The following is a 22,319-nucleotide window of genomic DNA, read 5'->3' on the forward strand; positions in this document are numbered from 1 at the left end:
ATTGTTATGAAGCTCAGGGATGCTGGCGATCCTTGTCCGGCTTGAAGACAGGCCAGTAGGGAAAGAAGCGCCGAGCGCTGAACAGCCAGCGCCCCTCCACTTTCCGGAACGAATCGATGTAATGGCCGCAGAACGGGTCTTCGCCGATCGAGGTCATCGCGCAGGTGCCCTCGACCTGGTCACCGTGGATGTGCGTCACCTCGTTGGTCACCAGCGGTATGCGACGCGCCGGTCGCATGCGCGAGAAGTAGTCCTGCAGCGCCGCCCTGCCCGTGACGATGGCCGGCGTGTCCTCGCTGCTCCTGGCGTTTTCGAACACGCCGTCCTCGGTGAACAGTTCCACCACCTCGTGGCGCAGCGCCCGCACCGTGTACCAGCAGTACCTGGAACGCAATTCGCTGATCGCGAAGCGGTCTTCGAGTGCACACAGGCGCTCTTCGATTGTGGCCATCACGCCTCCACTTCTTCCGAATGCACTGGGGTTGGCGTCCATGAGACGCCAGGCGCTGCGCCTCGCACGGTGTCGACGATGCGTTCGGCGTCCGCCGCCGTCTCGCCACGCCAGGCGACATGCCCGTCCGGGCGGACCAGCACCAGCGCACGTTCGTACAAGGCGGCCACGCGCGGGTCGTCGACGCGTTCAACCACCAGCGGTACCTTGCGGTGGGCGAACGCCTGCTCCAGTTGCTGCGTGTTCGCGCCCGCACCGAACGCAAGCAGCACAAAGCCGCGGCCGAACAGATCGAGCGTGGAGCGCCCGTCCGCCAGCCACGCATGCGGCGCGCGCGAGCCGGGCCTCGACGTCGGCACATAGATCGAATAGTCGTCGGCGGTGGGCGGCGTGCCGTCAGGCACGCAGATTGGTGAGCCCTCATAGCGGTGGCCGATCTGCAGGCCCAGGGACTCCCACTCCACGCGGGTTGAGTCGGCCAGCCGTTTGCCCACCTCGGCGCGAATCCGGACGCCTTCGGGAGTCTCGTCACAAACCTGGCGGGTGTCAGGCACGTCGCGCCAGGCGTTGTAGTTCTGGGTCGAAAAGCCAATGTTGCGTGCGGCGATGGGCTTGCGCTCAATCTCGTAGCTGGCCAGCAGACCGGGGCCGGCCCAGCCGTGCAAGGCACCTTCGAGCTTCCAGCCCAGATCCAGCACCTCCTGCATGCCGGTGTTCATCCCCATGCCGCCGGTGGGCGACATCGTGTGGCCGGAATCGCCCACCAGCAGCACGCGGCCCCGGGCATACGAATCGGCCAGCATTTCGCTGCGACGCCACGGGTCCACCGACAACACCTCGAACGGGATGTCATCGGCGCCGAGCGCGCGCCGGACCCAATGGCTCGCATCGAAGTTCTCGAGGTCCATTTTCTGGCCCGAGCCGAGGACGGTCAGCCGCCAGATGGCCTGGCCGTCGACGACGGTGAGGTTGCCCCAGGTGCCCTCCGGACCCACGAACAGGTAGCGCTCGGCCGGGCCCATGCGATGTCGGCTCACCAGGCCGGGCGCACGAATGAGGATGTTGATCGAGTAGCTCAGCAGGCGTCCATTCATGGGGATGCCGAGTTCGCCGCGCACAGCGCTGGTTGCACCATCGCAAGCGAGCAGGTAATCCGAGCGGATCTGCAGCGGCTCTCCGCTGCGCAGGTCGACCACGCGGCTCGTGACACCCTCTTCATCCTGCGTGAACCCTTCCAGCCGATGCAGGTGGCGCAGCCCGATGCGCTGTTGCTGCCTCACCGCGTCCGCGAGGATAGGTTGCATCCACAACTGTGGGCAGCGCTGCTTTTTCTCCGGCGTTTCTGCAGGCGTCGGCGTGTCGCGCATGCTGGGATAGGGCTCCTTGGCCAGCAGCAGCCCGTTCAACGACGTGCAGAACACCATCGACAGTTCGTAGTCGTCCGGGAAGCCGCTTTCGCGAATGCGCTGCGCCAGCCCCCAGCGGCGAAGCAGTTCCATCGTGCGTACCGCCATCAGCCCGGTGCGCGGGTGCTCAATCGTGCCATCACCTTGCTCGATCAAGATCGAATCAATTCCTCTCCATGACAACTCGATCGCCATACCAAGGCCGACAGGACCGCCCCCGACAACGAGAACGGAAGTGCGAAGTGGAGCCGGCGCGTTGTCGGCAGGAGGTGCAATCGAGGGCATGGTGCTATGCAGACGCGTTGATGATGCATGGATCTTCGTGGCACCTGCATGCGTCGTCCAATCGATTGTGAGGGGCAAGCCTATTCAGGATGTGAATAGGGAATTGCAGGGCAGCGTGTCCCCGACGCGTGCAACCCTGTATTCGCATCGATCGCCGAAGGTGGGCTACAGCGCCCCGCACTGACGTGCTGCAAGCGCCTGACACTGAATGAGTCTGAAGGCACCCCAAAATGGTAGGCTGGCTGCCCCTCAATAGCCCCCCCAGGAGGACCTTTGGCAAGCTTCACTTGCTGGCCGGGTAGGCACGCAGGTCGCTGTCGATGTCGAGCAGGCGGAATTGAACTATTGGCAAGCGCTCCTTGCAGGTCTATCCAGCGAACACCTACTATCGCGGTTGCCAAAGACTTCCTAAAGTCGACAGTCCCGCGCGCGCCCTGTCCAGAGGCCGCGACGAACACCAGACAGGAGCTGTGGCATGGCGATAGATTTGGATGTCAATGGCAAGGTCTACAAGGCCGATGTTGATCTGGAGAGTCCCCTGCTGTGGGTGCTTCGGGACGAACTGAAGCTTGTCGGCACCAAGTTCGGCTGCGGCGTCGGTCAATGCAGCGCATGCACGGTGCATCTCAACGGTGTGCCGGTGCCCTCCTGCCAGTTGCCAGTGGCAGCGACGCAGGGCCAGAAGATCACGACCATCGAGGGGCTCGCTGCCGGCAATGTGCTGACCGCCGTGCAACGAGCATGGATCGACCATGACGTCGCCCAGTGCGGCTACTGCCAGGCCGGACAGATCATGAGCGCGACCGCGCTGCTGCAACAGTTCCCCCAACCCACCGACGCGCAGATCGATGAGTTCATGTCGCGAAACCTGTGTCGCTGCGGCACCTATACGCGCATCCGGGCGGCGATCAAGTCGGCCGCTGGAACCGCCATCGCCACACGGGGGGTCAACCAATGAAGGACGCTGTCCATAGCGAAGCCGAAGTACGCGACCTGATCGACGGCTTCACGCGATCCCTCTCGGGGCCCGATCCGTCAGAAGCTGCAGGCCAGCTGTCGCGCCGCTGCTTCATCAAGTTTGCAGCCGGTGCCGGCGGTGGACTGTTCTTCGGCATTGGCAGCCCGACTGTCACGCAGGCCCAGCCAGCCACGACAGCCGCACCAGCATTCGTGCCAGGCGCCTACGTTCGCATCGCCCCGGACGGCAAGATCACGCTGTACGCCAAGAACCCCGAGATCGGCCAAGGTGTCAAGACCGCATTTGGCTTGATCCTGGCCGAGGAGCTGGATGCCAACTGGTCGGACGTAAACATCGAGCAATCGCCCATCGATGCGTCCGTGTATGGTGTGCAGATGGCCGGGGGGTCCCTCTCCATTCCTACCAACTGGATGGTGCTGCGACAGGCCGGTGCGGGCGCGCGCGCCATGCTCGTGGCTGCGGCCGCGACGCGATGGGGCGTTCCGCCTTCGGAGATCACGACCAACGAGAGCATGTTGCTGCATTCCGCTAGTAATCGCCGCGCCGGCTATGGCGCGCTCGCCTCGGAAGCGGCCGCTCTGCCCGTGCCCGACCTGCAAACCCTGAAGCTGAAAGAACGCAAGGCCTTCAAGCTCCTGGGCAAACGCCACAAGGGCGTGGACGGCCTGAAGATTGTCACCGGCCAGCCGCTGTTCGGCATCGACGTGCAATTGCCGGAGATGCTGGTGGCGGTGTTTCAGAAGTGCCCGGCCATCTATGGCAAGGTGGGCAGCGCGAACCTCGATGCGGTCAGGCGACTGCCCGGCGTCAAGGACGCCTTTATCGTCGAAGGCACCGGCAAGCCGACCGAGGTGTCAAACGGCGTCGCCATCGTTGCGAAGAACACTTGGTCTGCCATCTCGGCCCGGCGTAAGCTCGAAGTCATATGGGACGAGAGCGGTGCCTCCAGGGACAGTTGGAAGGGCTTCAGTACACAGGCGCGCGAGCTCGGTAAGAAGCTCGAGGGTGCGCAGATCGTGCAGGCGATCGGCAACGTCGACGAAGCCCTCGCGACAGGGCGGCAGGTGGAGAGCTTCTACACCTACGGCTTCGTCGGCCACGCGCAACTCGAGCCCCAGACGTCAACGGCCTGGTACAAGAAGGAGAGTTCCGGCGACAGCATCGAAATCTGGGCGGCCTCGCAAACCCCCACCAACGCCCGCAACCTGCTGGCAACAGTATTCGGTATCCCGGCCGGCAGGGTGACTATTCACCAGCAGCGGCTGGGCGGCGGATTCGGCCGCCGGCTGGTCAACGACAACGTGATCGAGGCCGCGCAGATCTCCAAGCAAGCGGGTGGCCTGCCCGTCAAGCTGGTGAGCCTGCGCGAGGACGACATGGCGCATGACTTCTTCCGTCCCGCCGGCTTCATGGCGTTCAAGGGATCGCTCAACGACCGCGGCCGCATCGCGGCCTGGAACTCGCACTTGGTCCACTTCAAGAGCGAGGGCGGCGCGGCAGTCACGGCGGCCAATTGGCAGGCCAACGAATTTCCGGCCCTGAACGTGCCGCGTTATCGCGCCTCTCAGACGCTGATGCCCCTGCGCGTGCCCACGGGGTCCTGGCGCGCACCTGGCGCCAATACGGCGGGTTGGGTGGTGCAGTCTTTCATGCACGAACTGTCGACGGCCGCGAAACGCGACCATGTGGAGTTCCTTCTCGAAGTCACCGGCGCACGGCATGCGGGCAACACGGGCACGCCACCCGGCCGGCCCGTACACGTGCCGGAACGTGCGACCGCCGTGATTCGCGCCGCTGCAGAAAGGTCTGGCTGGGGGAAAAATAGCCTGCCACAAGGGCGTGCGCTCGGCATTGCCTTTCACTTCAGCCACCAAGGCCACTTTGCCGAAGTTGCCGAGGTCAGCGTGGACGCGAAGAAAAAGATCACCGTCCACAAGGTCTGGGTGGTGGGCGACATCGGGCCGATCGTCGACCTGTCATCCGCCGAGAACCAGTGCCAAGGCTGCGTCATCGACGCCATCAGCACCATGTCGCTCGAGATCACGATGGAGAACGGCCGGATCGAGCAGAAGAACTTCGACCAGTATCCTTTGGGCCGCATGCCGATCACGCCGGTGGTCGACGTTCACTTCCTCGATACCGACTACCCGCCGACAGGCGTGGGCGAACCCGCCTTCCCGCCGGTGGCACCGGCCATCTGCAACGCGGTCTTCACGCTCACCGGCCAGCGCATTCGCACCCTTCCGATCACGCGCGAAGGCTATTCGATCTAGTTCCGGGAGCCCGCAGGTCGATGGGCATCGACGTGATGCCCATTCGTCCGGTCTGCCCGGACTGGATCATGCTTTCGCCAGGTCGGTGTTCTTCAGCGGGAGGTTGCGCACCCTCTTACCGGTCGCCGCGAAGACGGCGTTCAGCACCGCGGGCGCTGCAACCGCGATCGTCGGCTCACCCACACCGCCCCAGAATCCGCCCGAGGGCATGACAATGACCTCGACAGCCGGCATGCCATTCAGCCGAAGGACGTTGTAGCTGTCGAAGTTGCGCTGCTCGATGCGGCCATCCTTGACAGTGCATTCGCCAAACAACGCTGCCGAGAGTCCGTAGGCGAACGAGCCGGCCACCTGGGCCTCGACCTGCTGCGGATTGACGACGTGCCCCGGATCGGTCGCCGCGACGAGGCGCAGGACCCGAAGCTGCCCTTCGCTGACCGAGACCTCCGCAACCGCTGCGGTATAGCTGCCGAAGCCCATATATTGCGCGATGCCGCGGAAGACGCCCTTGGGCGGCGGCTTGTGCCAGCCCGCGCGCTCAGCCACGGCGTCAAGCACCGCGAGGTGCTTCGGGCTCGCGCCCATGTGGCTGCGGCGGAACTCGTAGGGATCCTTTCCTGCGGCGTGCGCCACCTCGTCGATGAAGCACTCGCTGTAGATGGCGTTCTGGTTGGTGTTCACGCCGCGCCAGTAGCCGGGGCGGATATGCGGGTTGTGCATCGCATAGTCGATCAGCAGGTTGGGCACGCCGTAGGCGAAGTTGCCCTCGGGCGCCTTCGGTATGAGCCCCTGGAAGATAAAGGGGTCGCCATTCGCCGTCATCGCCGAAGGGTTCACAAAGGCAGTGATGGACTGCCCGGAGATCCGCATGTGCAAGGCCTCGAGCTTCCCGTCGCGGTCTAGTGAGGCACGCAGTCGGCACTGGGTGACCGGATGGAAGCGGCCCTGCGCCATGTCTTCCTCGCGGGTCCACATCATTTTCACGGGAGTGCCCGGAACCTGTCGCGCGATTCGCACGGCCATCGTCAGGTAGTCGGTCGCCAGGCGGCGCCCGAAGCTGCCGCCAATGCGCATGGGGTGCACCTCACAGGCTTCCGGCGGCAATCCGGCCGCGCCGGCCACGGCCTGGAGGGCCAGCTCGGCCACCTGGGTCGGCGCCCACGCATCGCAGCGCTCGCGCGTCCAGCGCACGGTGGCCGACAGCGTCTCCATCGGCGCATGATTCTGATACGGCGTGCTGTAGTCGGCCTCGACGACGCGGCTGGCCTTCGACAAGGCGCCGCGCGCATCGCCAGCCTGATTGCCGACGTAGGGCGTGTCACCGGAGAGTCCTCCGCGCAAGACGGCGGCGATGCTCTCGCTCGAGACCTTGGCGTTCGCGCCCTCGTCCCAGACGATCGGCAGTACGTCGAGAGCCTTCTTCGCCCGCCAGAAGGTGTCGGCGACCACCGCCACGGTTTCATCGTCCACGCGCAACACATGACGCACGCCAGGCATGCCGGACACGGCCTTCGCTTCGAAGCTCACGAGCTTGCCGCCATGGACCGGGCACGCGCGCGGCAATGCCACCAGCATGCCCGGCAGCTTGAAATCCATGCCGTAGACGAGCGAGCCATCTAGCTTGTCGAGCGTGTCGATTCGCTTCAGCGGCCTGCCGGCGATCTTCCAGTCCTTCGGGTCCTTGAGGACGACGTCGGCCGGAAGCTCCAGCCTGCTCGCCGCAGCGGCCACTGCGCCGTAGGTCGTCGTGCGTCCGGTGGGCAGGTGGGTGATCGTGCCCTTGTCCACGCGGCAATCGGCAACGTCGGCGCCCCAGCCGCGGGCGGCCGCCTGGACCAGCATGCCGCGCGCCGCCGCACCGCCCATGCGCACATAGTCCTGCGAACCCCGGATGCCGCGCGAGCCGCCGGTCCCCATGTCGCGCCACACCCGGTTCCGGCTCCTGTTCATGCCCGGCTTCACGAGTTCGAAGCTCACGCGTTCCCAGTCGCACTCCAGCTCCTCGGCAAACAGTTGGGCCAGCCCGGTCAGGGTCCCCTGCCCCATCTCGGCGCGGGCGATGCGGATGATCACTCGCTCGTCGGGCTGCACCACGACCCATGCGTTGACCTCGGTCGGCACCTGTCCGACCGCGGCGGCAGTCGTGAGCGGGAAGGAAAATGCCAGCGTGAAGGCTCCCGCCGCCGCGCCGCTGCCTTTCAGGAAGCCGCGCCGCGAGAGAGTGGCTTGCGCGACGTCGATGTCGGTCGGCTTGTTCATCGTGGTTGCCTTCATGCAGCGTTCGCCGCGAGTCGCGTGGCCGCCAGCTGCACGGCAGCCAGCACGCGGGGGTAGGTGCCGCAGCGGCAGATGTTGCTGATGCCGTCTCGGATGTCCGACTCGCTGGGCGATGCGTTCTGCGCCAGCAAGGCCGACGCGGCCATCATCATTCCGGGCTGGCAATAGCCGCACTGGGCCACGTCGAGTTCGGCCCAGGCCTGCTGGACGACCTTGAGCCTCGTGGCTCCGAGCCCTTCGATCGTCACGATCCTTGCCGTCGGCGGGATCGCGCTCACAGGGACCGAACAGCTGCGGATCGCGGCGCCATCGACATGCACAGTGCATGCGCCGCACTGGACGACACCGCAGCCGTACTTGGTCCCGGTCAGCCCCAGATGATCGCGGATGACCCACAGCAGCGGGGTGTCGCCCTCGACCTCCGCGCGGGCCACCTTGCCATTGATGTTCAGTTCCGTCATCGCATGCCCTCGAAGTGCTGCCGGTTCATTTCTGCTGGAGGATCCACGCCGCGAGTGCCTTGGCCTCGTCCGGCGTGACCTGGGGGTTCGCTGGCATCGGCATCACGCCCCACCGTCCGGTGCTGCCCTTGATGATCCGCTCGGAGAGTCCCGCGGCCGCGTCGTCCGAGGTCGCGTACTTCGCGGCGATCTCCTTGAACGAAGGGCCGACCACCCGGGTCGCAGCCGCGTGGCAAGCCATGCAGTTTTTCTGCTGCGCAAGCCCCTGGCTTGCGAAAGTGATTGCGGGCGAGATCGCCAGCGCAATGGAGAGGGCCAGCCTGGCAGAAGGCTTCATCGTGGATTTCTCTTTCGGGTGGAATTGCCGTCGTGCCGAACGCCGACCTAGCGATTGGCGATTGGCGATTGGCGATTGGCGATGGTTCGACAGACGTACTCTAGGGGCTCCATCGCCTCGGAACTATCGCCCGATCCCTTGAATGAGAAACAAGCGGGGCTTGCTAATCACCTTCGGTCCACCGGCAGCCGGTCACCGCAATGAATCATTCCTACGGCACATGCTCATCCTGCCTCAATGGGGAGCTCGACTTGGCTTCCCTACGCACCGAGTGGCGCGCTTGCCGAGCCCATGGCCCTCCACGACGACACGTCGGTCCAGCCTTCAAGCAGACCGTCGGCCCCCAAGAACGGCAGCCTGCTCACTCAAGCAGGAGGCGGGGTTGCCTCTGCCCGGATCTCGTCGAAGACTCTCTTTGCTACGACCAGAGCCTCCCGCGAGGCTGGAATGCCGACGTACCCAGCCATGAACAACAGGATTTCCGTAAGCTCGTCTTCGGACCACCCGAGGCGGCGAGCCATGCGCAGGTGTAGCGCGAGTTCCACTGGAGACTTCGCAGTCGCATCGATGACGACGCATACAAGCGCCCGCAGCTTGTTCTCGATACCCGGCCGAGTCCAGAGCATCCCGAATACCGCCTCGCGCACATAGTCCGAGATCTTCTGCATGCCTGCATCCTCGTAGATGCCGCTGTCCTCCAACCGTTCGACCGCCGCGGCGCCCAGCATCTCGGCGCGCACAGCATCACCCTTTTTCCACAGGTCGGACTTTTCCACGATTGACTCCTGACGATGGCAGCCGAGTTGGTCAGCTTGCAACAGACGAAGGAGTCTAGGAGTAGCTCCAAATCGAAGTCCATGTCGGATTTCGGGACGCCGCATGCCGAAAAACGCGATGGCCGCTCGCTGCGCGCGCGCAGAAAATGCCCGCACAAGGACTCGGAGACATACAAATGCCGGCATCGCACCAGCCCAATCGCCGTATAGCCCTGGCCGCTGCTGTCGCCGCCGCCGGGTCTTCGATCCTGTGGCCAATGTCGGCCGCCTCGCAGCCTGCCTGGCCGAACAGAACGATCAAGATCATCGAGCCAACGTCGCCTGGAACCAGCACCGACCTCATGGCGCGAATGCTCGCCGGCAAGCTCAGCGAGCGCATCGGACAGCCCTTCATCGTCGAAAACAAGCCGGGTGCAGGCCTCAGTCTCGGCACCGATGCAGTCGCCAAAGCCACCCCCGATGGGCACACGTTGCTTCTAAGCTCAACCGGAGTCTGCGTCAATGCGGCCTCCGGCAAGAAGCTGCCCTTCGACCTACTGAGGGACCTCGCGCCCATCGGACAGTTTGCGTCGACGCCTCTGATCATCGTCGTGCCGAGCGAGTCTCCGATCAGATCGCTGCGTGACCTCGTCGATCAGGCACGGGCAAAGGCAGACACTATTCACTACAGCTCCAGCGGCATCGGAAGCATGAGCCACATTGGGATGGAACTGCTTGGCTCCGAGACAAAAACCAGCCTCAGGCACGTACCGTATCGGAGTGTCTCGCTGGCCATCCCAGATCTTCTGAGCGGGCAAGTTCAGGTGGCACTGGGCACCGTCGCCACTTACCTCGCCCTGCTCGAAACCGGAAAACTGCGGGCCTTGGCGGTGACCAGCACCCGGCGCTCGCCCTACCTCCCCAACGTGCCAACCACCGCTGAAGCTGGATACCCTGGATACGTGATCGAGTTCACATTCGGTCTGCTGTGCCCGAGGGGCACGCCAGCCAGCGTTGTAAGACGGCTCAACACCGAGCTGAACGCCATTGCGGCCAGCGTCGAAACGCGTGAACTGCTGGCCCGCTTCGCCGCAGTCCCGACGTTCGGAACGCCCGCCGAGTACGGGCAGGCCAACACCCAGGAGGTGGCGCGGTGGAGCAAGCTGATCGTCGCCGCGAACATCAAAGTCGAGTGATCGACACCTCACCTCCACACGCAGTCAATCTCATCGAAGGCCAATGTCTGTACGAGCACCGCGGAGCGACGTAACGCAGAGGGAATCTCTCAAGCATGTGTCGCCTCGCACCTGCCAGACAGGTTCCAGGCAACCGTAAGCGGCTGATCGTCGGGCCTTCGTCTCAGAGCCCGAGATTCAATGGTTCATCAACGCGGAAAGGGCGAAAAAGATGGTCATTTTGGAAGGCTTCTGGCGGTTGCAGGATTGCCGGGCACTGGACGAAGCGACCGGTCGCCTTACCGCGCCTTATGGAGCCCACCTGGTTGGAGGCATCAACTTTCAGGGTGGACGGATGCTTGTCGCACTCTTGAGCGGCAAGGCCCGCGAGCCAATCTATTTCGGAGGCCCCTACAACTTCGATGGGGCCGTTGTTGCTTGCGAGGTCGACGTGGCCTCAGATCCAGCGCGAATCGGAACCCTAGAGCCTCGGCAGGTTGCGTTCCTGGGAGACAACGAGATTCTATGGCGGCCACCTCCGCGCCGGTATGCGAGCAGATTGGAGCGACATGAACTCATTTGGACGAGAGACGTTGTGGCGGGATTGCAGTTCGGCATCGAGTCGCTATTGGCCGAACTGGCCCTCAACGCAGCATCCGGGTCCAAGTCCGTCGACTGACGGCCATCAGCTTGGCCAAGGAAGTGTTGGCGAAGAACTTGGCTTGCTTCAAGAATGCAGGTGCGGAAGGCGATACGTCCTGCAGACGGTTTTGTGAAACAGCTCACTCCGCTCGTCCACAGACCATCCCTGTGTGCATCGCTTGAATGCATTCCAGAGTTCGACGTAGCAGCACGACTGCTTGTCGATCGGAAAGTTGCTTTCGAACATGCACCGGCTTGCGCCGAACGCATCGACGCAGATGTCGATGCGGGGCTGCCATGCAATCGCCAGTTCCTTCGACGTCGCTGGTCGCAAGCCATGCTCGAATCCGAACCCGGACAAGGGCATACCCAGGCCACCAATCTTGACGTTGACATTGGGCCGAAGGGCGAGCGCCCGCAGATCCTTCTCCCATCGGGCCATCTGCGTCGGCATGTCGTCCCGATATTGTCCAACGCCGATCAGTATGCCCATGTGGTTCAGGACGAAGGTCGTTTCGGGAAACGCATCCGCCAGGTCGGCGACTTCACCGAGTTGCGTGTGGAACACCAGGGCATCAAAGCTGAGTCCGAATCGTCCGAGCCACGCAAAGCCCTCGCGGAACTGCTTGTCGGCCAGCAGATGGGCGGGGGCGCTGTGAGTGAAACGGCCGACGACTCCAGCGTCGCGCGTCGCATGATGGCGAACGCCGCGCAGCCGCCCTTGTCCTGCTGCCACGTGGGCCTCGAGTACAGCCCGCACGCCGTCGCCCAGGGTGAGGTCCACGTTCGACACGATGCCCGCGGCCACGTGGCACAGGTTGGCGCCTGCCTGGCGCGGCGCATCACAGGCGGCGCTGACCTGCTCGACCTCCCCGACCGATCGGAAGCCGGCTGGACCGTCGGATCTCCAGCCGGACTCGAAGGCCTCGACGTAAACACTTCCAAGCACCCGATGACCACCTGCGAGGTCGTCGACGAAATCATCGAGTCGATAGTGCTGCGACTCGCTGACGATGCCATACAGGTGATGATGGGCATCGACGATGGGGAGGTCCGGCTCGATCGCAACCTCAGGAGCGGACGTGGCCAACCACCGCGCAAGCTCTTCAACGGTGCGAGGCCGATTGCCACGGAACACCGCAAGAGGACTATGCATTTCAGCTCGCGCCGTGCGGCAGCAGAATCTGCCGGACTACGCCTCCGCCGTGCAACAGATCAAAGCCCTTGTTGAGTTGCTCGAAACTGATGTGCTCGCTGCGCAACTTGTCGACGGGAAGCCGGCCACGTAGGTACATGTCGACGTATTTCGGAATGTCTTCCTGCGGAATGCCGCCGCCCAGGAAAGAGCCCCGGAACACACGTTCTTCACCGACCCAGGCATTCTGTGGAACGGTAAACGCGGCCGAGCTCTTTCCGAGGCCCACGCCCACGACCTCTCCACCGCGCGCCGTGATCGCCTGCGCCATGTCGAGGGCGGCCGAATTCCCTGATATCTCGAAGGCGTGATCAACACCCCCACGCGTCAGGTCGAGAATGAGTTGCACCGCATGGGCATCTAGCGCGTTGACGCAGGTCGTCGCGCCAACCGCCGAAGCGAGCGCGAATTTCGATGGCAGCACGTCGATGCCAATAATCTGAGATGCGCCGGCCTCGCGCGCCGCCATGACAGCGGTTAGCCCGACACCACCGAGGCCAATGATGGCCACGGTCTCGCCGGCCCTGACCTTGGCACTGTTGAATACGGCGCCAGCCCCGGTGACGACCGCACAACCAAACAGCGATGCGACATCTAGCGGAACCTCTGGATCGATCTTGATGAGCGATTGCGGCACATTCACCGAGTACTGCGCATAGACCGAAATGCCGCTGTAGTGATTGAGACGTCCACCATCCAGGAAACGAAGACGTCGGGCACCGTTCGCAAGGACACCGTCGGCTCTTGCACCGCTCACGGCCTGGCAGAGCCCGGGACGGCCGGAAAGACAGGTGCGGCACTGGCCGCATCCGGCCACTGCAGCCATCGCGACGTGATCGCCCGGCGCGAATCCCTTCACGCCACGACCCACTTCGCGCACGATGCCCGCCCCTTCGTGCCCGCCGACGATCGGCAATGGCCGCTTTCGCATCCCCTCGACCACCGAGAGATCGGAATGGCAGATGCCGGCACCTCGAACTTCCACAAGCACCTCGCCATCGCCTGGCCCATCCAGTTCGACCTCCTCGATCCTGAACGGCCGGCTCTCCTCATAGGGTGCTGGCAAGCCCTGCTCGTACATGACTGCTGCGGTCATACGTATCATTCGAATCTCCTGAGAATGCATGAATGCGCCAAGGGCGCATGCTCTTGCGCCAACGCTACCAGCGTTGGATCCGGCCAATCAGGCCGCGCTGCGCTCGGCTGGCACGACCTGCGTCCCAGACAGCCGATCGATGAGCAACGCAACTTCGTTGACCTGCGCATCGGCGCCCATCTCGTTGACGGTCATCTGGTAGAACTCCTTCACCAGATTGGCGAAGTACAGTGTGACACCCGAGTCCGCGCCGAGTTGGCAGGCCAGTCGAATGTCCTTGTGCAGCAGGCCGACCGTGAACCCGGACCCGAGCTTTCCGGTCAGAATGTGCGAGGCCATGAACTTCTCGACGAAGAAGTTTCGGCCCGAGCCGGCCATGATGATCTCGACCGCCTTCTGCGGCGCGATGCCGTTTTTTACGGCGAGTGCAACGGCTTCGAGGCTGAAAAGCCGCTGACTGCCAGCCAGCAGGTTGTTCACGATCTTCGCGACGTGGCCGGTGCCGGTGCCGCCAGCCAGGAAATAGTTCGGGCTGATGGCCTTCAGCACAGGTTCGACGAGCTCGAATTGTTCAGGCGTGGCGCCCACCATGATGGCGATGGTGCCTGCGTCCGCCCCGAAGGGGCCGCCGCTGACCGGTGCATCAATGATACCCATGCCGATCGCGGCGAGCTCCTCGGCGAGTGCACGGGTGACGGTGGGATCCCCCGTCGTCTGATCCACGAAAACCGTTCCTCGCCGGGCCGACGAAGCCAAGCCATCGGCGCCGAATATCACGCTGCGCACGTGCGCGGAAGTCGGCAGGCATAGGAAGATCAAGTCGCAACCTGAAGCCAGCACGGCCAGGCTGGCAGATGCGGTGGCGCCCTTGTCCACGAGACGCTGCACTGCTTCCGCGTTCTGATCGTACACATGCAGGGCATGCGTAAGTTGAAGGCGCCGGGCCAGGGCGCCGCCCATGTTGCCAAGGCCGACGTAGCCGATGTTCATCTCATTGTCTCCAAACTAGGAATGCGAACCGAGCGACGCGCCCACCCGGCGGGCGGCCCTCCGTCGTTGCCAACCATGCTGCGACCGGAGTTCTGGCGCGTTGATCCGGAATGCAGTTTAGTAAGCCGCAATGCGCGGGGTCCATGGCCTTTTTCGGGACTCCACATTCATGTTTCACGAACGATCCGCAAGCTCCCGCGGCGTTCTGAAAATAAGCACACGGACTCCCGAAAAAAGCCATGGACGCGTTGCTCAGCCGATTCCTAAACTGCGTCGCAACAAGAACTTTCGACCGCAGACGAGCAATCCCGCTTCCGGTCGTCTACCCGAGACAAAGATGGACCACACATTGACGGGTTCGACCCCGAAGCCAGCCCAGCAGCAGCCCGTGCAAGACGCTAGCGATCCGTTCATGCTCGCTGGCCAAGTGGTGGTCGTCACGGGCGGTGGCAGCGGCATCGGCCGCGCCGTGGTACTGGCCTTCGCCCAGGCGGGCAGCCGCGTGGTGGTGCTCGATCGGGACGCCGTGGGTGCCGAGAGATCTGCCGCATTGGCTCGTGAATCGGGCGCCGAGGCGACGGCGCTCACCTGCGATGTGGCGGACGCTGGCAGCGTTGCGGATGCCGCCAAGGCCAGCGAAGCACGATTCGGTCCGTGCGATGTTCTGGTCAACAACGCAGGGATCATATCGCAAGGTGCGCTCGCTTCCATCTCGATTGCTGACTGGAATCGGGTCCTCTCGATCAACCTGACCGGTGCGCTGCTGTGCGCTCAGGCGTTCGGCGCGCAGATGCGGGCACGGCGGCGAGGTGCGATGGTGCACATGTCCTCTGTCGTCGTGGATCACCCGGTGCCATGGTCGGGGTGCTACAGCATCACCAAGGCCGGCGTCGCCATGCTGTCCAGACTGCTCGCGCTCGAGTGGGCAGAGGACGGCATTCGCAGCAACGCGGTGAAGCCCGGGCTGATCAGAACCGAGATGACGGAGGCCTTCTACGACAAGCCGGGCCTCGAGGCGCGCCGAAGCGCCCTCATCCCCTCGCGGCGGATTGGTCGCGCCGACGACATCGCCCAGGCTGTGCTGTTCCTCGCCAGCGATCGAGCCTCCTACATCAACGGTGAGGAACTCGTCGTTGACGGTGGCTTCCAGAGAATGCTCTCGAGCCTGGTGCCACGGGAAGGGTTCGATGCCACTGCACCCAAAACTTAGAAGGTCGCGCACACCGCCGCTCTCGGCACCTTGAACGCAACAGCGGAATGGCTTCGTCCGCCCACAAGAAACACTATCCGGAGACAGCAATGGACATCAATCCTCTCATTCAAGAAGATCCGAAAGCGAGAACCTTTCGCAAGCTAGCCGGGACGGCCCTGGTGGGATTCGGCCTGACGATATGCATGCTCTCGGCTGCGAGTGCGCAAACGCTGAAGATCGGTGTCATCGGTGCTCTCACGGGCCCCGGCGCGCCCTGGGGCCTCGCCGCGCAGCACGGCGCCAGGATCCTGGCGGCGGACGTCAACGCCAAAGGCGGCCTTGAGGTCAGCGGCAAGACGTACAAGGTCGAAGTCGTCGCCTACGACGACCAGTACAAGGCGACCGACGCCGTCGCAGCGTACCAGCGACTCGTGAAGCAGGATGACGTCAAGTTCCTGATCCTCATGAGCTCGCCCTCGACGATGGCACTCAAGCAAAGCATCGAGGATGACAAGATCGTTGCCCTCACCTCCGGCATCACGCCCTTCGCAGTCGATGCCAAGAGCAAGTACATGTTCAGACTGTTCAGCAACCCGGTCGACTACGTGCCGTCGTTCGTCGCCTGGCTGAAGGACAACGTCCCCCAACGCAGGGTGGTGATCCTCAACCCAAACGACGAGGCGGGCCTGGACCAGAATCAACTCTGCGAAGGTCTCTACAAGAAGGCCGGCTTCAATGTGCTGGGCAAAGAGTTGTTCGAACGCGGCCAGAAAGACTTTCAACCGCTGCTCACCAAGATCGTCGGCATGAAGCCGGATGTGATCGATCTTGCAAGCACAGCGCCGGCCACAGCTGGCATCCTCGTGCGTCAGACACGCGAACTGGGCTACAAGGGCCTCTTCGTGAAAAGCTCGGGGCCGAGTCCGAGAGAAGTGGTTGCGGCCGCCGGCAAGGAAGCCTCCGAAGGGATGGTCAACCTGCTCTATGTGGATCCTGCCAACCCGGGCTACAAGAGCATCGCCACCGAATACAAGAGGGCGGTCGGACAGGATCCGAACGAGATCATTGTGCCCTTCTACGACGCCACGAACGTCCTCCTGCGAGCGATCCAGAAGTCAGGCAGCGTGAGCGATACGACCAAGGTGGCGGCTTCGTTCTCGCAGGCTCTCCCCATGAAGTCGGTGCAGGGCGACACCCTGACGCTGGGCGGAAAGGCTCACTCGGGCGTGGACCATCAGATCATGACGGTCGACTACATCGGCGTCATCAAGAATGGTGAGCCAGTCGCCGTCGGCAAAGTCAGGTAGACGGGACGCAGCAATCATGTCCACCGAACTGCCGATGCCCGCCGTGGATTCCACGCAGCGTGGCGTCTATCAAGTGTTCTCGCTTTGCTTCGCCATTGGTCGTTCTCGACGAACTCATGAGAACTTCATGAACCGGGACATCGCCGACGGACCGATGCCGCTCAACTACAACCTGTGGATCCTGCGCGATGCAACCCGGACCGTGCTGGTGGACACGGGATTCGGCGACAGGGTTGCGGCCGAACGCGCGAAGCCGCTCGACAGGCACCCCGTCGACACCCTGATTCGCCTCGGTATCGATCCCGATTCGATCGAGGACATCATCCTCACGCATCTTCACTACGACCATTCAGGCAATCTGGATCGGTTCGCCAAGGCACGATTTCATCTGCAAGAGGCAGAACTCACTTTCGCGACCGGGCGTTGCATGTGCGATGCGCCCGTGCGTGCCGGGTTCAACGTGGAAGACGTGGTCTCCCTCGTCCGCCACACGTATGCGGATCGAGCTCGACTCTACGACGGTGACGCCGAACCTCTTCCAGGCATCAAGCTGCACGCCTTGCCCGGCCATACGGCCGGAATGCAGGCGGTCGAGGTCATGACGCAACGCGGGCCCATCGTCCTCGCGTCCGACGTAAGCCACTACTACGCCAATCTTCTTCGCCGAGCACCGTTCGCATGGACGCTCGATGCCAAGCGGACGCTGCAGTCCTACGACCGGTTGATGGAGATTGCAGGCGGTATCGAACGCGTCATCCCCGGCCACGACCCGAAGGTGCAGCGGCTCTATCCGAATCACACCTTCGCCGGTGTCGAGTTGACCGCACTGCATGAACAGCCGCTTCCTCACGACATCGAGGAGCTCACGCGGCTCGACAACTATCAATGACAAACGAGTAGCGCGAACGAATCCAGTTGCAGCCTATGGCAACTCGAAGCTGAAGTTGCGTAACCAAGTCATCAAATCATTCAGGAGACAACCATGACCATTCGAATTCCCGCAAAGGCATTTGCCAGCTTGCTTCTCGCTTCGGCCAGCCTGCTTTCCGCAGTCCATGCCCAGACCCTGAAGATCGGGGTGATAGCGCCCCTCACCGGCGGCGGCGCGCCCTGGGGCATGGCCGCAGCAGAAGCACCCAAGATTCTTGCGGCCGAGATCAATGCCAAAGGTGGACTGGACGTCGGAGGAAAGAAATACCGCGTCGAGGTCATCGCTTATGACGACCAGTACAAGGCAGCCGACTCGGTTGCGGCTTACAACCGGCTGGTCAACCAGGACGGCGTCAAATACATGATCGTTCACACGTCGCCCGCCGCGATGGCACTGAAGCAGAACGTCGAGGATGACAAGGTCATCGCGCTGACCGCGGCCGCGACACCCAAGGCCTTCGACGCGAAAACGAAGTACATGTTTCGCATCGTGAGCGCCCCGTCCGACTATGTGGAATCGCTGATCCCATGGATCAAGGACCACTACAAGGGTTCGCGCATCGCGCTGCTCAACCCGAACGACGAGACCGGCTGGGACCAAGCGCAGCTCAGCGAGAAGGTCTACAAGAAGACGGGGTTCGAAGTCCTCGGCAACGACCTCTATGAACGCGCGCAGAAGGACTTCCAACCACTCTTCACCAAAATCATCGGAAAGAATCCCGATGTGATCGACCTCGGCAGCACCCCCCCTGCGACGGCGGGTCTGATGATCCGTCAGGCACGCGAACTTGGCTTCAAGGGGCTGTTCATCAAGACCGGCGGCGCCGGACCCAAGGAGATCGTCGCTGGCGCCGGCGCGGCCGCATCCGAAGGCATGCTGAGCAGTCTCTACATCGATCCGACCAACGAGGGCTATCGCCGGATCGCCGCTGATTACAAGAAGTCCGTTGGTCAGGAACCCAACGAGATGCTCGGGCCGCTCTACGACGGCGTCGCCGTGCTGCTCCAGGCGATCCAGAAGGCCGGTGACGTCGGCGACACGGCCAAGGTCGCGGCTGCGTTCTCAAAAGCACTCCCGATGAAATCGATCCAGGGCGACATGCTCACGCTCGGCGGCAAGTCGACCATCGGCGCCGATCAGCAGGTGATGTCCGTGACCTACGTCGGCGAGATCAAGAACGGCCAGCCCGTCGTCGTCGGCAAGCTCAAGTAACCACAACCCTCGCGGCTCCTGCAGCACGCCGGCGCGTGGGCGGGCGCTCGCAACCAAAGCGGGATCGATATGATCGAACAAATAGTCGTCAATGGCCTGCTGGCGGGCCTGATTTACGTGATCATGGCATTGGGCTTCACGTTGATCTTCGGGATCATGCGCATCGTCAACTTCGCTCACGGCGAGTTCTACATGCTGGGCGCAATAGTCGTGCTGTTCCTGTTCGGCGCAATGGGGTGGCCCTTCTTCCTCGCGGTTATCGGAGGCGGCGTGGTCAGCGCGGTGCTGGGTGTGGTGGTCGAGCGGACACTGTTCCGGCCGCTGGTCGGCGAAGAGCTTCCCGGCATGATCATGTCGCTCGCGGTCGGCATCATCTTGCAGTCCATCGCGCTTCTGGTCTATGGACCCGCCGAGCAGACCATGCCGCGACCCTTCTCGGGAACCTGGGCCCTCGCGGGCGCAGCGGTGCCGTGGGACCGGACGATCGTCGCCATCTCCGCCCTGGTCATCCTGGCATTGTTCTACGTGTTCCTCAAATACTCCCGCCTCGGTCTGGCCATGCAGGCTGTCGCCCAGGATCCGGAGACGTCGAGCCTCATGGGCGTTGAGTCCGGTGCGATCTATGCCTCGGCATTCGGCATCGCGTGTCTGTTGGCTGGCCTCGCGGGCGGACTGATGGCACCCGTCTACACGATCGGACCATACATGGGTGAACTGCCGATGCTCAAGGCTTTCGTCGTCGTTATTCTCGGTGGCCTGGGAAGCCTTCCAGGCGCCATGCTCGGCGGCTTGCTGATGGGGCTGAGCGAATCCGTCCTCGCGACTCTGCTGGATTCCACCGCCGCGCTGATCGCGTCCTTCGTCATCGTGCTGATGGTGGTCGTGGCGCGGCCTAGCGGGCTGATGGGAAGGAGCGTGCGATGAAGCGCGGTCTCATTCTTGCGGGAATCGCGTTGCTTGCGCTCGTTCCGTGGGTCGTCGACAGCCGCTATGTCTTCCACATCGCGACCATGATCGTGATCATGATCCCGATGGCGCTGGGCCTGAACCTGATGATGCGGATCGGCCAGCTTTCCCTCGCTCAGCCCGCCTTCATGGGGCTGGGCGCGTACGGGAGCGCGCTGCTGACGATGAAGCTCGGATTCCCGCCAATCCTGGCACTGCTCACGAGCGCCGTGCTGGCGGCCGCACTGGCGACCCTGTCAGGTCGTATCTTCCTGCGCACCAAAGGGGTCTATTTCGTGTTGTTGACCTATGCGTTCGGCATGATCATCAACCTGGTCTTCCAGGAATGGACATCGCTCTTCGGCGGCAACAGCGGCCTCTACGGAATCCCGAAGTTCTCAATCTTCGGCATGCGACTCACGGGCGTCGGCCAGTACTACGTGCTCGGCCTGATCTTCGCCGCCGCCTCCTTTGCCGCGATGCGCGCAATCGAGCGGTCAGACATCGGGGCCATTTTCCAGTCACTCAACGAGGACGAGATGCTGAGCCGATCACTGGGCTCCAACGCCTTGTCGTGGCGCATTGCTGCGTTCACGTTCAGCGCCTTCCTTGCAGGTGTCAGCGGCGGCATCTACGCGTTCTACATCGGCTTCCTGTCACCCGACCCATTCGGCTTCCGCGCATCGGTCGACCTGATCGTCATCAACGCCATTGGCGGTGTGAACTCGGTGCTCGGACCACTGTTGGGAGCGATCGTCGTGGTACCGCTGCCTGAACTGCTGCGCGATGCCCGTCAATACCAACTGCTCATCTATGGCCTGTGCCTGATCGTGTTTCTCATCTTCATCAAGCAGGGCATCGTGTCCGTCATCGATCGCCCGCGAAGGAAAACAGCATGACCAATCTCCTCGAGGTCAAGGGTCTCATCCGGCGTTTCGGCGGTCTGACCGCGGTTTCGGAGGTCTCCTTCGATGTCCGCAAGGCCGAGATCTTCGGGATCATCGGACCCAACGGCGCGGGCAAGACCACGCTGTTCAACGTGATCGCCGGGCACTTTCCACCCAGTGCAGGCAGCGTCCATTTCGAAGGCGAGGACATTTCAGGCCATTCCAGCGACGAGATCGGACGACGCGGGATCGCGAGGACCTTTCAGGCGGTCCACGCTTTCCAGCAACAGTCGACCGCGGAGAACCTGCGCCGGGCGGAGGTCATTGCCAGGCGCCACAACCCGCTGCACTACTTCACGCATCGCAGCGCGAGCGTCGCAGCAGACCTGCAGGACGTAGCCCGCTTCATTGGGCTCGACAAGCTTCTTGATGCGCCGGCAGGAAGCCTTTCCTACGGACTGCAGAAGATCCTCGGCTACGGCATGGCATTGATGGCCGCACCCAAGCTTCTGCTGATGGACGAACCTGCCGCCGGCCTGAATCCATCCGAAAAGCTCGAAGCCGGAGCTCTCATCCGGCGACTGCGCGACGAACGCGGCATCACCGTGCTTCTCGTCGAGCACGACATGCCCCTGGTGATGGGCGTGTGTGATCGCATCCTGGTGATCAATCAAGGCAAGCCGATCGCGCTTGGCACGCCTGACAGCGTGAAGGCCGACTCTGCAGTCATCGAGGCCTATCTTGGAGAAGACTATGAATTTGCTTGAAACTCGGGGAATCTGCGTGGACTACGGAGGTGTCCATGCGCTGCGTGACGTCTCCATCGCCATTCCGGAAAAGCGCGTCGTCGCCGTGATTGGCGCGAACGGCGCGGGCAAATCGACACTGCTCAAGACGATCGCCGGCCTGGTTCGCCAAAGCGAGGGATCGATCATGCTGGAAGGGCAGGAAATCTCGAAGCTCAGGACGCACGAACGCCTGGACCGCGGGATCGTGCTCTGCCCGGAAGGCCGCCGGCTGTTCCCGGATCTCACGGTGTACGAGAACATCCGGATGGGCGCCTACCGGATGACAAACAAGGCGCAGTTCCGCCAGCGGCTCGAGCTTCTTCATGACAGCTTCCCGCGCGTCGCGGAGCGAAGCAAGCAGGTCGCGTCGAGCCTGTCGGGCGGCGAACAGCAAATGGTGGCGATCGCGCGGGCGCTGATCAGCCAACCCCGCATCCTGATGCTGGACGAGCCGACGCTGGGCCTGGCACCCAAGTTGATCATCGAGGTCGCCCGCCTGGTCCAGACCATCAACCGCGAGGGGGTGACGGTCGTGATCGTGGAACAGAACGCGAAGCTGGCGCTGAAGATTTCCGACCACGCCTTCGTCCTCGAAACAGGCTCCGTCACCCTGCAGGGCAGCAGTGCCGATCTGCTCGCGAGCAACGAGGTCCAGAACGCCTATCTCGGTGGGGGCACGACGACGACGGGTGCGGCGGCAGTGGACGCCATCGCTGCAACCGTCTGATCAAGGCG

The 22,319-nt window shown here is 63.2% G+C and carries 20 protein-coding genes; 11 read left to right on the forward strand and 9 right to left on the reverse strand.

All coding sequences use genetic code 11. The features are described from left to right. Positions 1-13 precede the first annotated feature (13 nt). The gene (locus QTI45_RS29635) at positions 14-451 is read right to left on the reverse strand and encodes a nuclear transport factor 2 family protein (protein ID WP_286656843.1); all 438 of its coding nucleotides are present in this window, start codon (positions 449-451) and stop codon (positions 14-16) included. After that, positions 451-2,142 (reverse strand): FAD-dependent monooxygenase, encoded by a 1,692-nt coding sequence (locus tag QTI45_RS29640; RefSeq protein ID WP_286656844.1) that lies wholly within the window; start codon positions 2,140-2,142, stop codon positions 451-453. The genes QTI45_RS29635 and QTI45_RS29640 overlap by 1 nt, the downstream gene beginning before the upstream one ends. Positions 2,143-2,617: 475 nt before the next feature. On the opposite strand from QTI45_RS29640, the gene QTI45_RS29645 reads away from it, so the two are divergent. Together QTI45_RS29645 and QTI45_RS29650 are read left to right on the forward strand one after the other, a co-directional pair. Next, positions 2,618-3,100 carry a (2Fe-2S)-binding protein gene (locus QTI45_RS29645; RefSeq protein ID WP_286656845.1) on the forward strand — a complete coding sequence of 161 codons (483 nt, stop codon included), beginning with the start codon at positions 2,618-2,620 and terminating at the stop codon, positions 3,098-3,100. Next, positions 3,097-5,394, forward strand: coding sequence for a xanthine dehydrogenase family protein molybdopterin-binding subunit (locus QTI45_RS29650; protein ID WP_286656846.1), 2,298 nt, complete (start codon positions 3,097-3,099; stop codon positions 5,392-5,394). Before QTI45_RS29645 ends, QTI45_RS29650 begins: the two co-directional genes overlap by 4 nt. A gap of 66 nt (positions 5,395-5,460) precedes the next feature. Here the strand turns inward: QTI45_RS29650 and QTI45_RS29655 are convergent, their stop codons facing one another. The 4 genes from QTI45_RS29655 to QTI45_RS29670 all read right to left on the reverse strand — a co-directional run bounded on the left by QTI45_RS29655 (position 5,461) and on the right by QTI45_RS29670 (position 9,245). Beyond that, complete coding sequence (locus QTI45_RS29655) at positions 5,461-7,653, reverse strand: xanthine dehydrogenase family protein molybdopterin-binding subunit (protein WP_286656847.1); 2,193 nt, start codon at positions 7,651-7,653, stop codon at positions 5,461-5,463. An 11-nt stretch (positions 7,654-7,664) separates the two neighbouring features. After that, positions 7,665-8,132, reverse strand: a complete 468-nt coding sequence (locus tag QTI45_RS29660) for a (2Fe-2S)-binding protein (RefSeq protein WP_286656848.1) — start codon at positions 8,130-8,132, stop codon at positions 7,665-7,667. A gap of 25 nt (positions 8,133-8,157) precedes the next feature. Next, a complete protein-coding gene (locus QTI45_RS29665) occupies positions 8,158-8,469 on the reverse strand; it encodes a c-type cytochrome (RefSeq protein WP_286656849.1) in 312 nt (103 codons plus the stop codon). 365 nt (positions 8,470-8,834) lie between these two features. After that, positions 8,835-9,245 carry a carboxymuconolactone decarboxylase family protein gene (locus tag QTI45_RS29670; protein ID WP_286656850.1) on the reverse strand — a complete coding sequence of 137 codons (411 nt, stop codon included), beginning with the start codon at positions 9,243-9,245 and terminating at the stop codon, positions 8,835-8,837. Positions 9,246-9,421: 176 nt separating this feature from the next. On the opposite strand from QTI45_RS29670, the gene QTI45_RS29675 reads away from it, so the two are divergent. Further along, on the forward strand, positions 9,422-10,420 hold the full coding sequence (locus tag QTI45_RS29675; RefSeq protein WP_286656851.1) for a Bug family tripartite tricarboxylate transporter substrate binding protein: 999 nt from the start codon (positions 9,422-9,424) through the stop codon (positions 10,418-10,420). A 706-nt stretch (positions 10,421-11,126) separates the two neighbouring features. Here the strand turns inward: QTI45_RS29675 and QTI45_RS29680 are convergent. From QTI45_RS29680 to QTI45_RS29690, 3 genes are all read right to left on the reverse strand, one after another. Then, on the reverse strand, positions 11,127-12,131 hold the full coding sequence (locus QTI45_RS29680; RefSeq protein WP_286656852.1) for an amidohydrolase family protein: 1,005 nt from the start codon (positions 12,129-12,131) through the stop codon (positions 11,127-11,129). 67 nt (positions 12,132-12,198) lie between these two features. Next, positions 12,199-13,332, reverse strand: coding sequence for an alcohol dehydrogenase catalytic domain-containing protein (locus QTI45_RS29685; RefSeq protein WP_286656853.1), 1,134 nt, complete (start codon positions 13,330-13,332; stop codon positions 12,199-12,201). Between the two features lie 87 nt (positions 13,333-13,419). Continuing rightward, entirely contained in the window at positions 13,420-14,322 is a 903-nt protein-coding gene (locus tag QTI45_RS29690) for an NAD(P)-dependent oxidoreductase (protein WP_286656854.1), read from the reverse strand. Positions 14,323-14,659: 337 nt separating this feature from the next. Here QTI45_RS29690 and QTI45_RS29695 point away from each other — a divergent pair, with 337 nt between their 5' ends. From QTI45_RS29695 to QTI45_RS29730, 8 genes are all read left to right on the forward strand, one after another. After that, positions 14,660-15,532, forward strand: a complete 873-nt coding sequence (locus QTI45_RS29695; RefSeq protein WP_286656855.1) for an SDR family NAD(P)-dependent oxidoreductase — start codon at positions 14,660-14,662, stop codon at positions 15,530-15,532. 89 nt (positions 15,533-15,621) lie between these two features. After that, positions 15,622-16,821, forward strand: coding sequence for an ABC transporter substrate-binding protein (locus QTI45_RS29700; protein WP_286656856.1), 1,200 nt, complete (start codon positions 15,622-15,624; stop codon positions 16,819-16,821). A 16-nt stretch (positions 16,822-16,837) separates the two neighbouring features. Next, the gene (locus QTI45_RS29705) at positions 16,838-17,710 is read left to right on the forward strand and encodes an N-acyl homoserine lactonase family protein (protein WP_286656857.1); all 873 of its coding nucleotides are present in this window, start codon (positions 16,838-16,840) and stop codon (positions 17,708-17,710) included. 93 nt (positions 17,711-17,803) lie between these two features. Next, positions 17,804-18,964, forward strand: coding sequence for an ABC transporter substrate-binding protein (locus QTI45_RS29710; protein ID WP_286656858.1), 1,161 nt, complete (start codon positions 17,804-17,806; stop codon positions 18,962-18,964). A gap of 69 nt (positions 18,965-19,033) precedes the next feature. Further along, positions 19,034-19,888, forward strand: coding sequence for a branched-chain amino acid ABC transporter permease (locus QTI45_RS29715; protein WP_286656859.1), 855 nt, complete (start codon positions 19,034-19,036; stop codon positions 19,886-19,888). Next, positions 19,885-20,808, forward strand: coding sequence for a branched-chain amino acid ABC transporter permease (locus tag QTI45_RS29720; protein ID WP_286656860.1), 924 nt, complete (start codon positions 19,885-19,887; stop codon positions 20,806-20,808). The genes QTI45_RS29715 and QTI45_RS29720 overlap by 4 nt, the downstream gene beginning before the upstream one ends. Continuing rightward, complete coding sequence (locus QTI45_RS29725; protein ID WP_286656861.1) at positions 20,805-21,563, forward strand: ABC transporter ATP-binding protein; 759 nt, start codon at positions 20,805-20,807, stop codon at positions 21,561-21,563. Before QTI45_RS29720 ends, QTI45_RS29725 begins: the two co-directional genes overlap by 4 nt. After that, entirely contained in the window at positions 21,550-22,311 is a 762-nt protein-coding gene (locus QTI45_RS29730) for an ABC transporter ATP-binding protein (protein WP_286656862.1), read from the forward strand. The genes QTI45_RS29725 and QTI45_RS29730 overlap by 14 nt, the downstream gene beginning before the upstream one ends. The last annotated feature ends 8 nt before the right edge of the window (positions 22,312-22,319 follow it).

Origin of the sequence: Variovorax saccharolyticus (assembly GCF_030316765.1) — a bacterium.
In the GTDB taxonomy this organism is placed as follows: domain Bacteria; phylum Pseudomonadota; class Gammaproteobacteria; order Burkholderiales; family Burkholderiaceae_C; genus Variovorax; species Variovorax saccharolyticus.

Excerpts from the sequence above, each read along its gene's own strand:
- QTI45_RS29635 (WP_286656843.1), bottom strand. The coding sequence starts at position 451 with ATGGCCACAATCGAAGAGCGCCTGTGTGCACTCGAAGACCGCTTCGCG.
- QTI45_RS29640 (WP_286656844.1), bottom strand. The coding sequence starts at position 2,142 with ATGCCCTCGATTGCACCTCCTGCCGACAACGCGCCGGCTCCACTTCGC.
- QTI45_RS29645 (WP_286656845.1), top strand. The coding sequence starts at position 2,618 with ATGGCGATAGATTTGGATGTCAATGGCAAGGTCTACAAGGCCGATGTT.
- QTI45_RS29650 (WP_286656846.1), top strand. The coding sequence starts at position 3,097 with ATGAAGGACGCTGTCCATAGCGAAGCCGAAGTACGCGACCTGATCGAC.
- QTI45_RS29655 (WP_286656847.1), bottom strand. The coding sequence starts at position 7,653 with ATGAACAAGCCGACCGACATCGACGTCGCGCAAGCCACTCTCTCGCGG.
- QTI45_RS29660 (WP_286656848.1), bottom strand. The coding sequence starts at position 8,132 with ATGACGGAACTGAACATCAATGGCAAGGTGGCCCGCGCGGAGGTCGAG.
- QTI45_RS29665 (WP_286656849.1), bottom strand. The coding sequence starts at position 8,469 with ATGAAGCCTTCTGCCAGGCTGGCCCTCTCCATTGCGCTGGCGATCTCG.
- QTI45_RS29675 (WP_286656851.1), top strand. The coding sequence starts at position 9,422 with ATGCCGGCATCGCACCAGCCCAATCGCCGTATAGCCCTGGCCGCTGCT.
- QTI45_RS29685 (WP_286656853.1), bottom strand. The coding sequence starts at position 13,332 with ATGACCGCAGCAGTCATGTACGAGCAGGGCTTGCCAGCACCCTATGAG.
- QTI45_RS29690 (WP_286656854.1), bottom strand. The coding sequence starts at position 14,322 with ATGAACATCGGCTACGTCGGCCTTGGCAACATGGGCGGCGCCCTGGCC.
- QTI45_RS29695 (WP_286656855.1), top strand. The coding sequence starts at position 14,660 with ATGGACCACACATTGACGGGTTCGACCCCGAAGCCAGCCCAGCAGCAG.
- QTI45_RS29700 (WP_286656856.1), top strand. The coding sequence starts at position 15,622 with ATGGACATCAATCCTCTCATTCAAGAAGATCCGAAAGCGAGAACCTTT.
- QTI45_RS29705 (WP_286656857.1), top strand. The coding sequence starts at position 16,838 with ATGTCCACCGAACTGCCGATGCCCGCCGTGGATTCCACGCAGCGTGGC.
- QTI45_RS29710 (WP_286656858.1), top strand. The coding sequence starts at position 17,804 with ATGACCATTCGAATTCCCGCAAAGGCATTTGCCAGCTTGCTTCTCGCT.
- QTI45_RS29715 (WP_286656859.1), top strand. The coding sequence starts at position 19,034 with ATGATCGAACAAATAGTCGTCAATGGCCTGCTGGCGGGCCTGATTTAC.
- QTI45_RS29720 (WP_286656860.1), top strand. The coding sequence starts at position 19,885 with ATGAAGCGCGGTCTCATTCTTGCGGGAATCGCGTTGCTTGCGCTCGTT.
- QTI45_RS29725 (WP_286656861.1), top strand. The coding sequence starts at position 20,805 with ATGACCAATCTCCTCGAGGTCAAGGGTCTCATCCGGCGTTTCGGCGGT.
- QTI45_RS29730 (WP_286656862.1), top strand. The coding sequence starts at position 21,550 with ATGAATTTGCTTGAAACTCGGGGAATCTGCGTGGACTACGGAGGTGTC.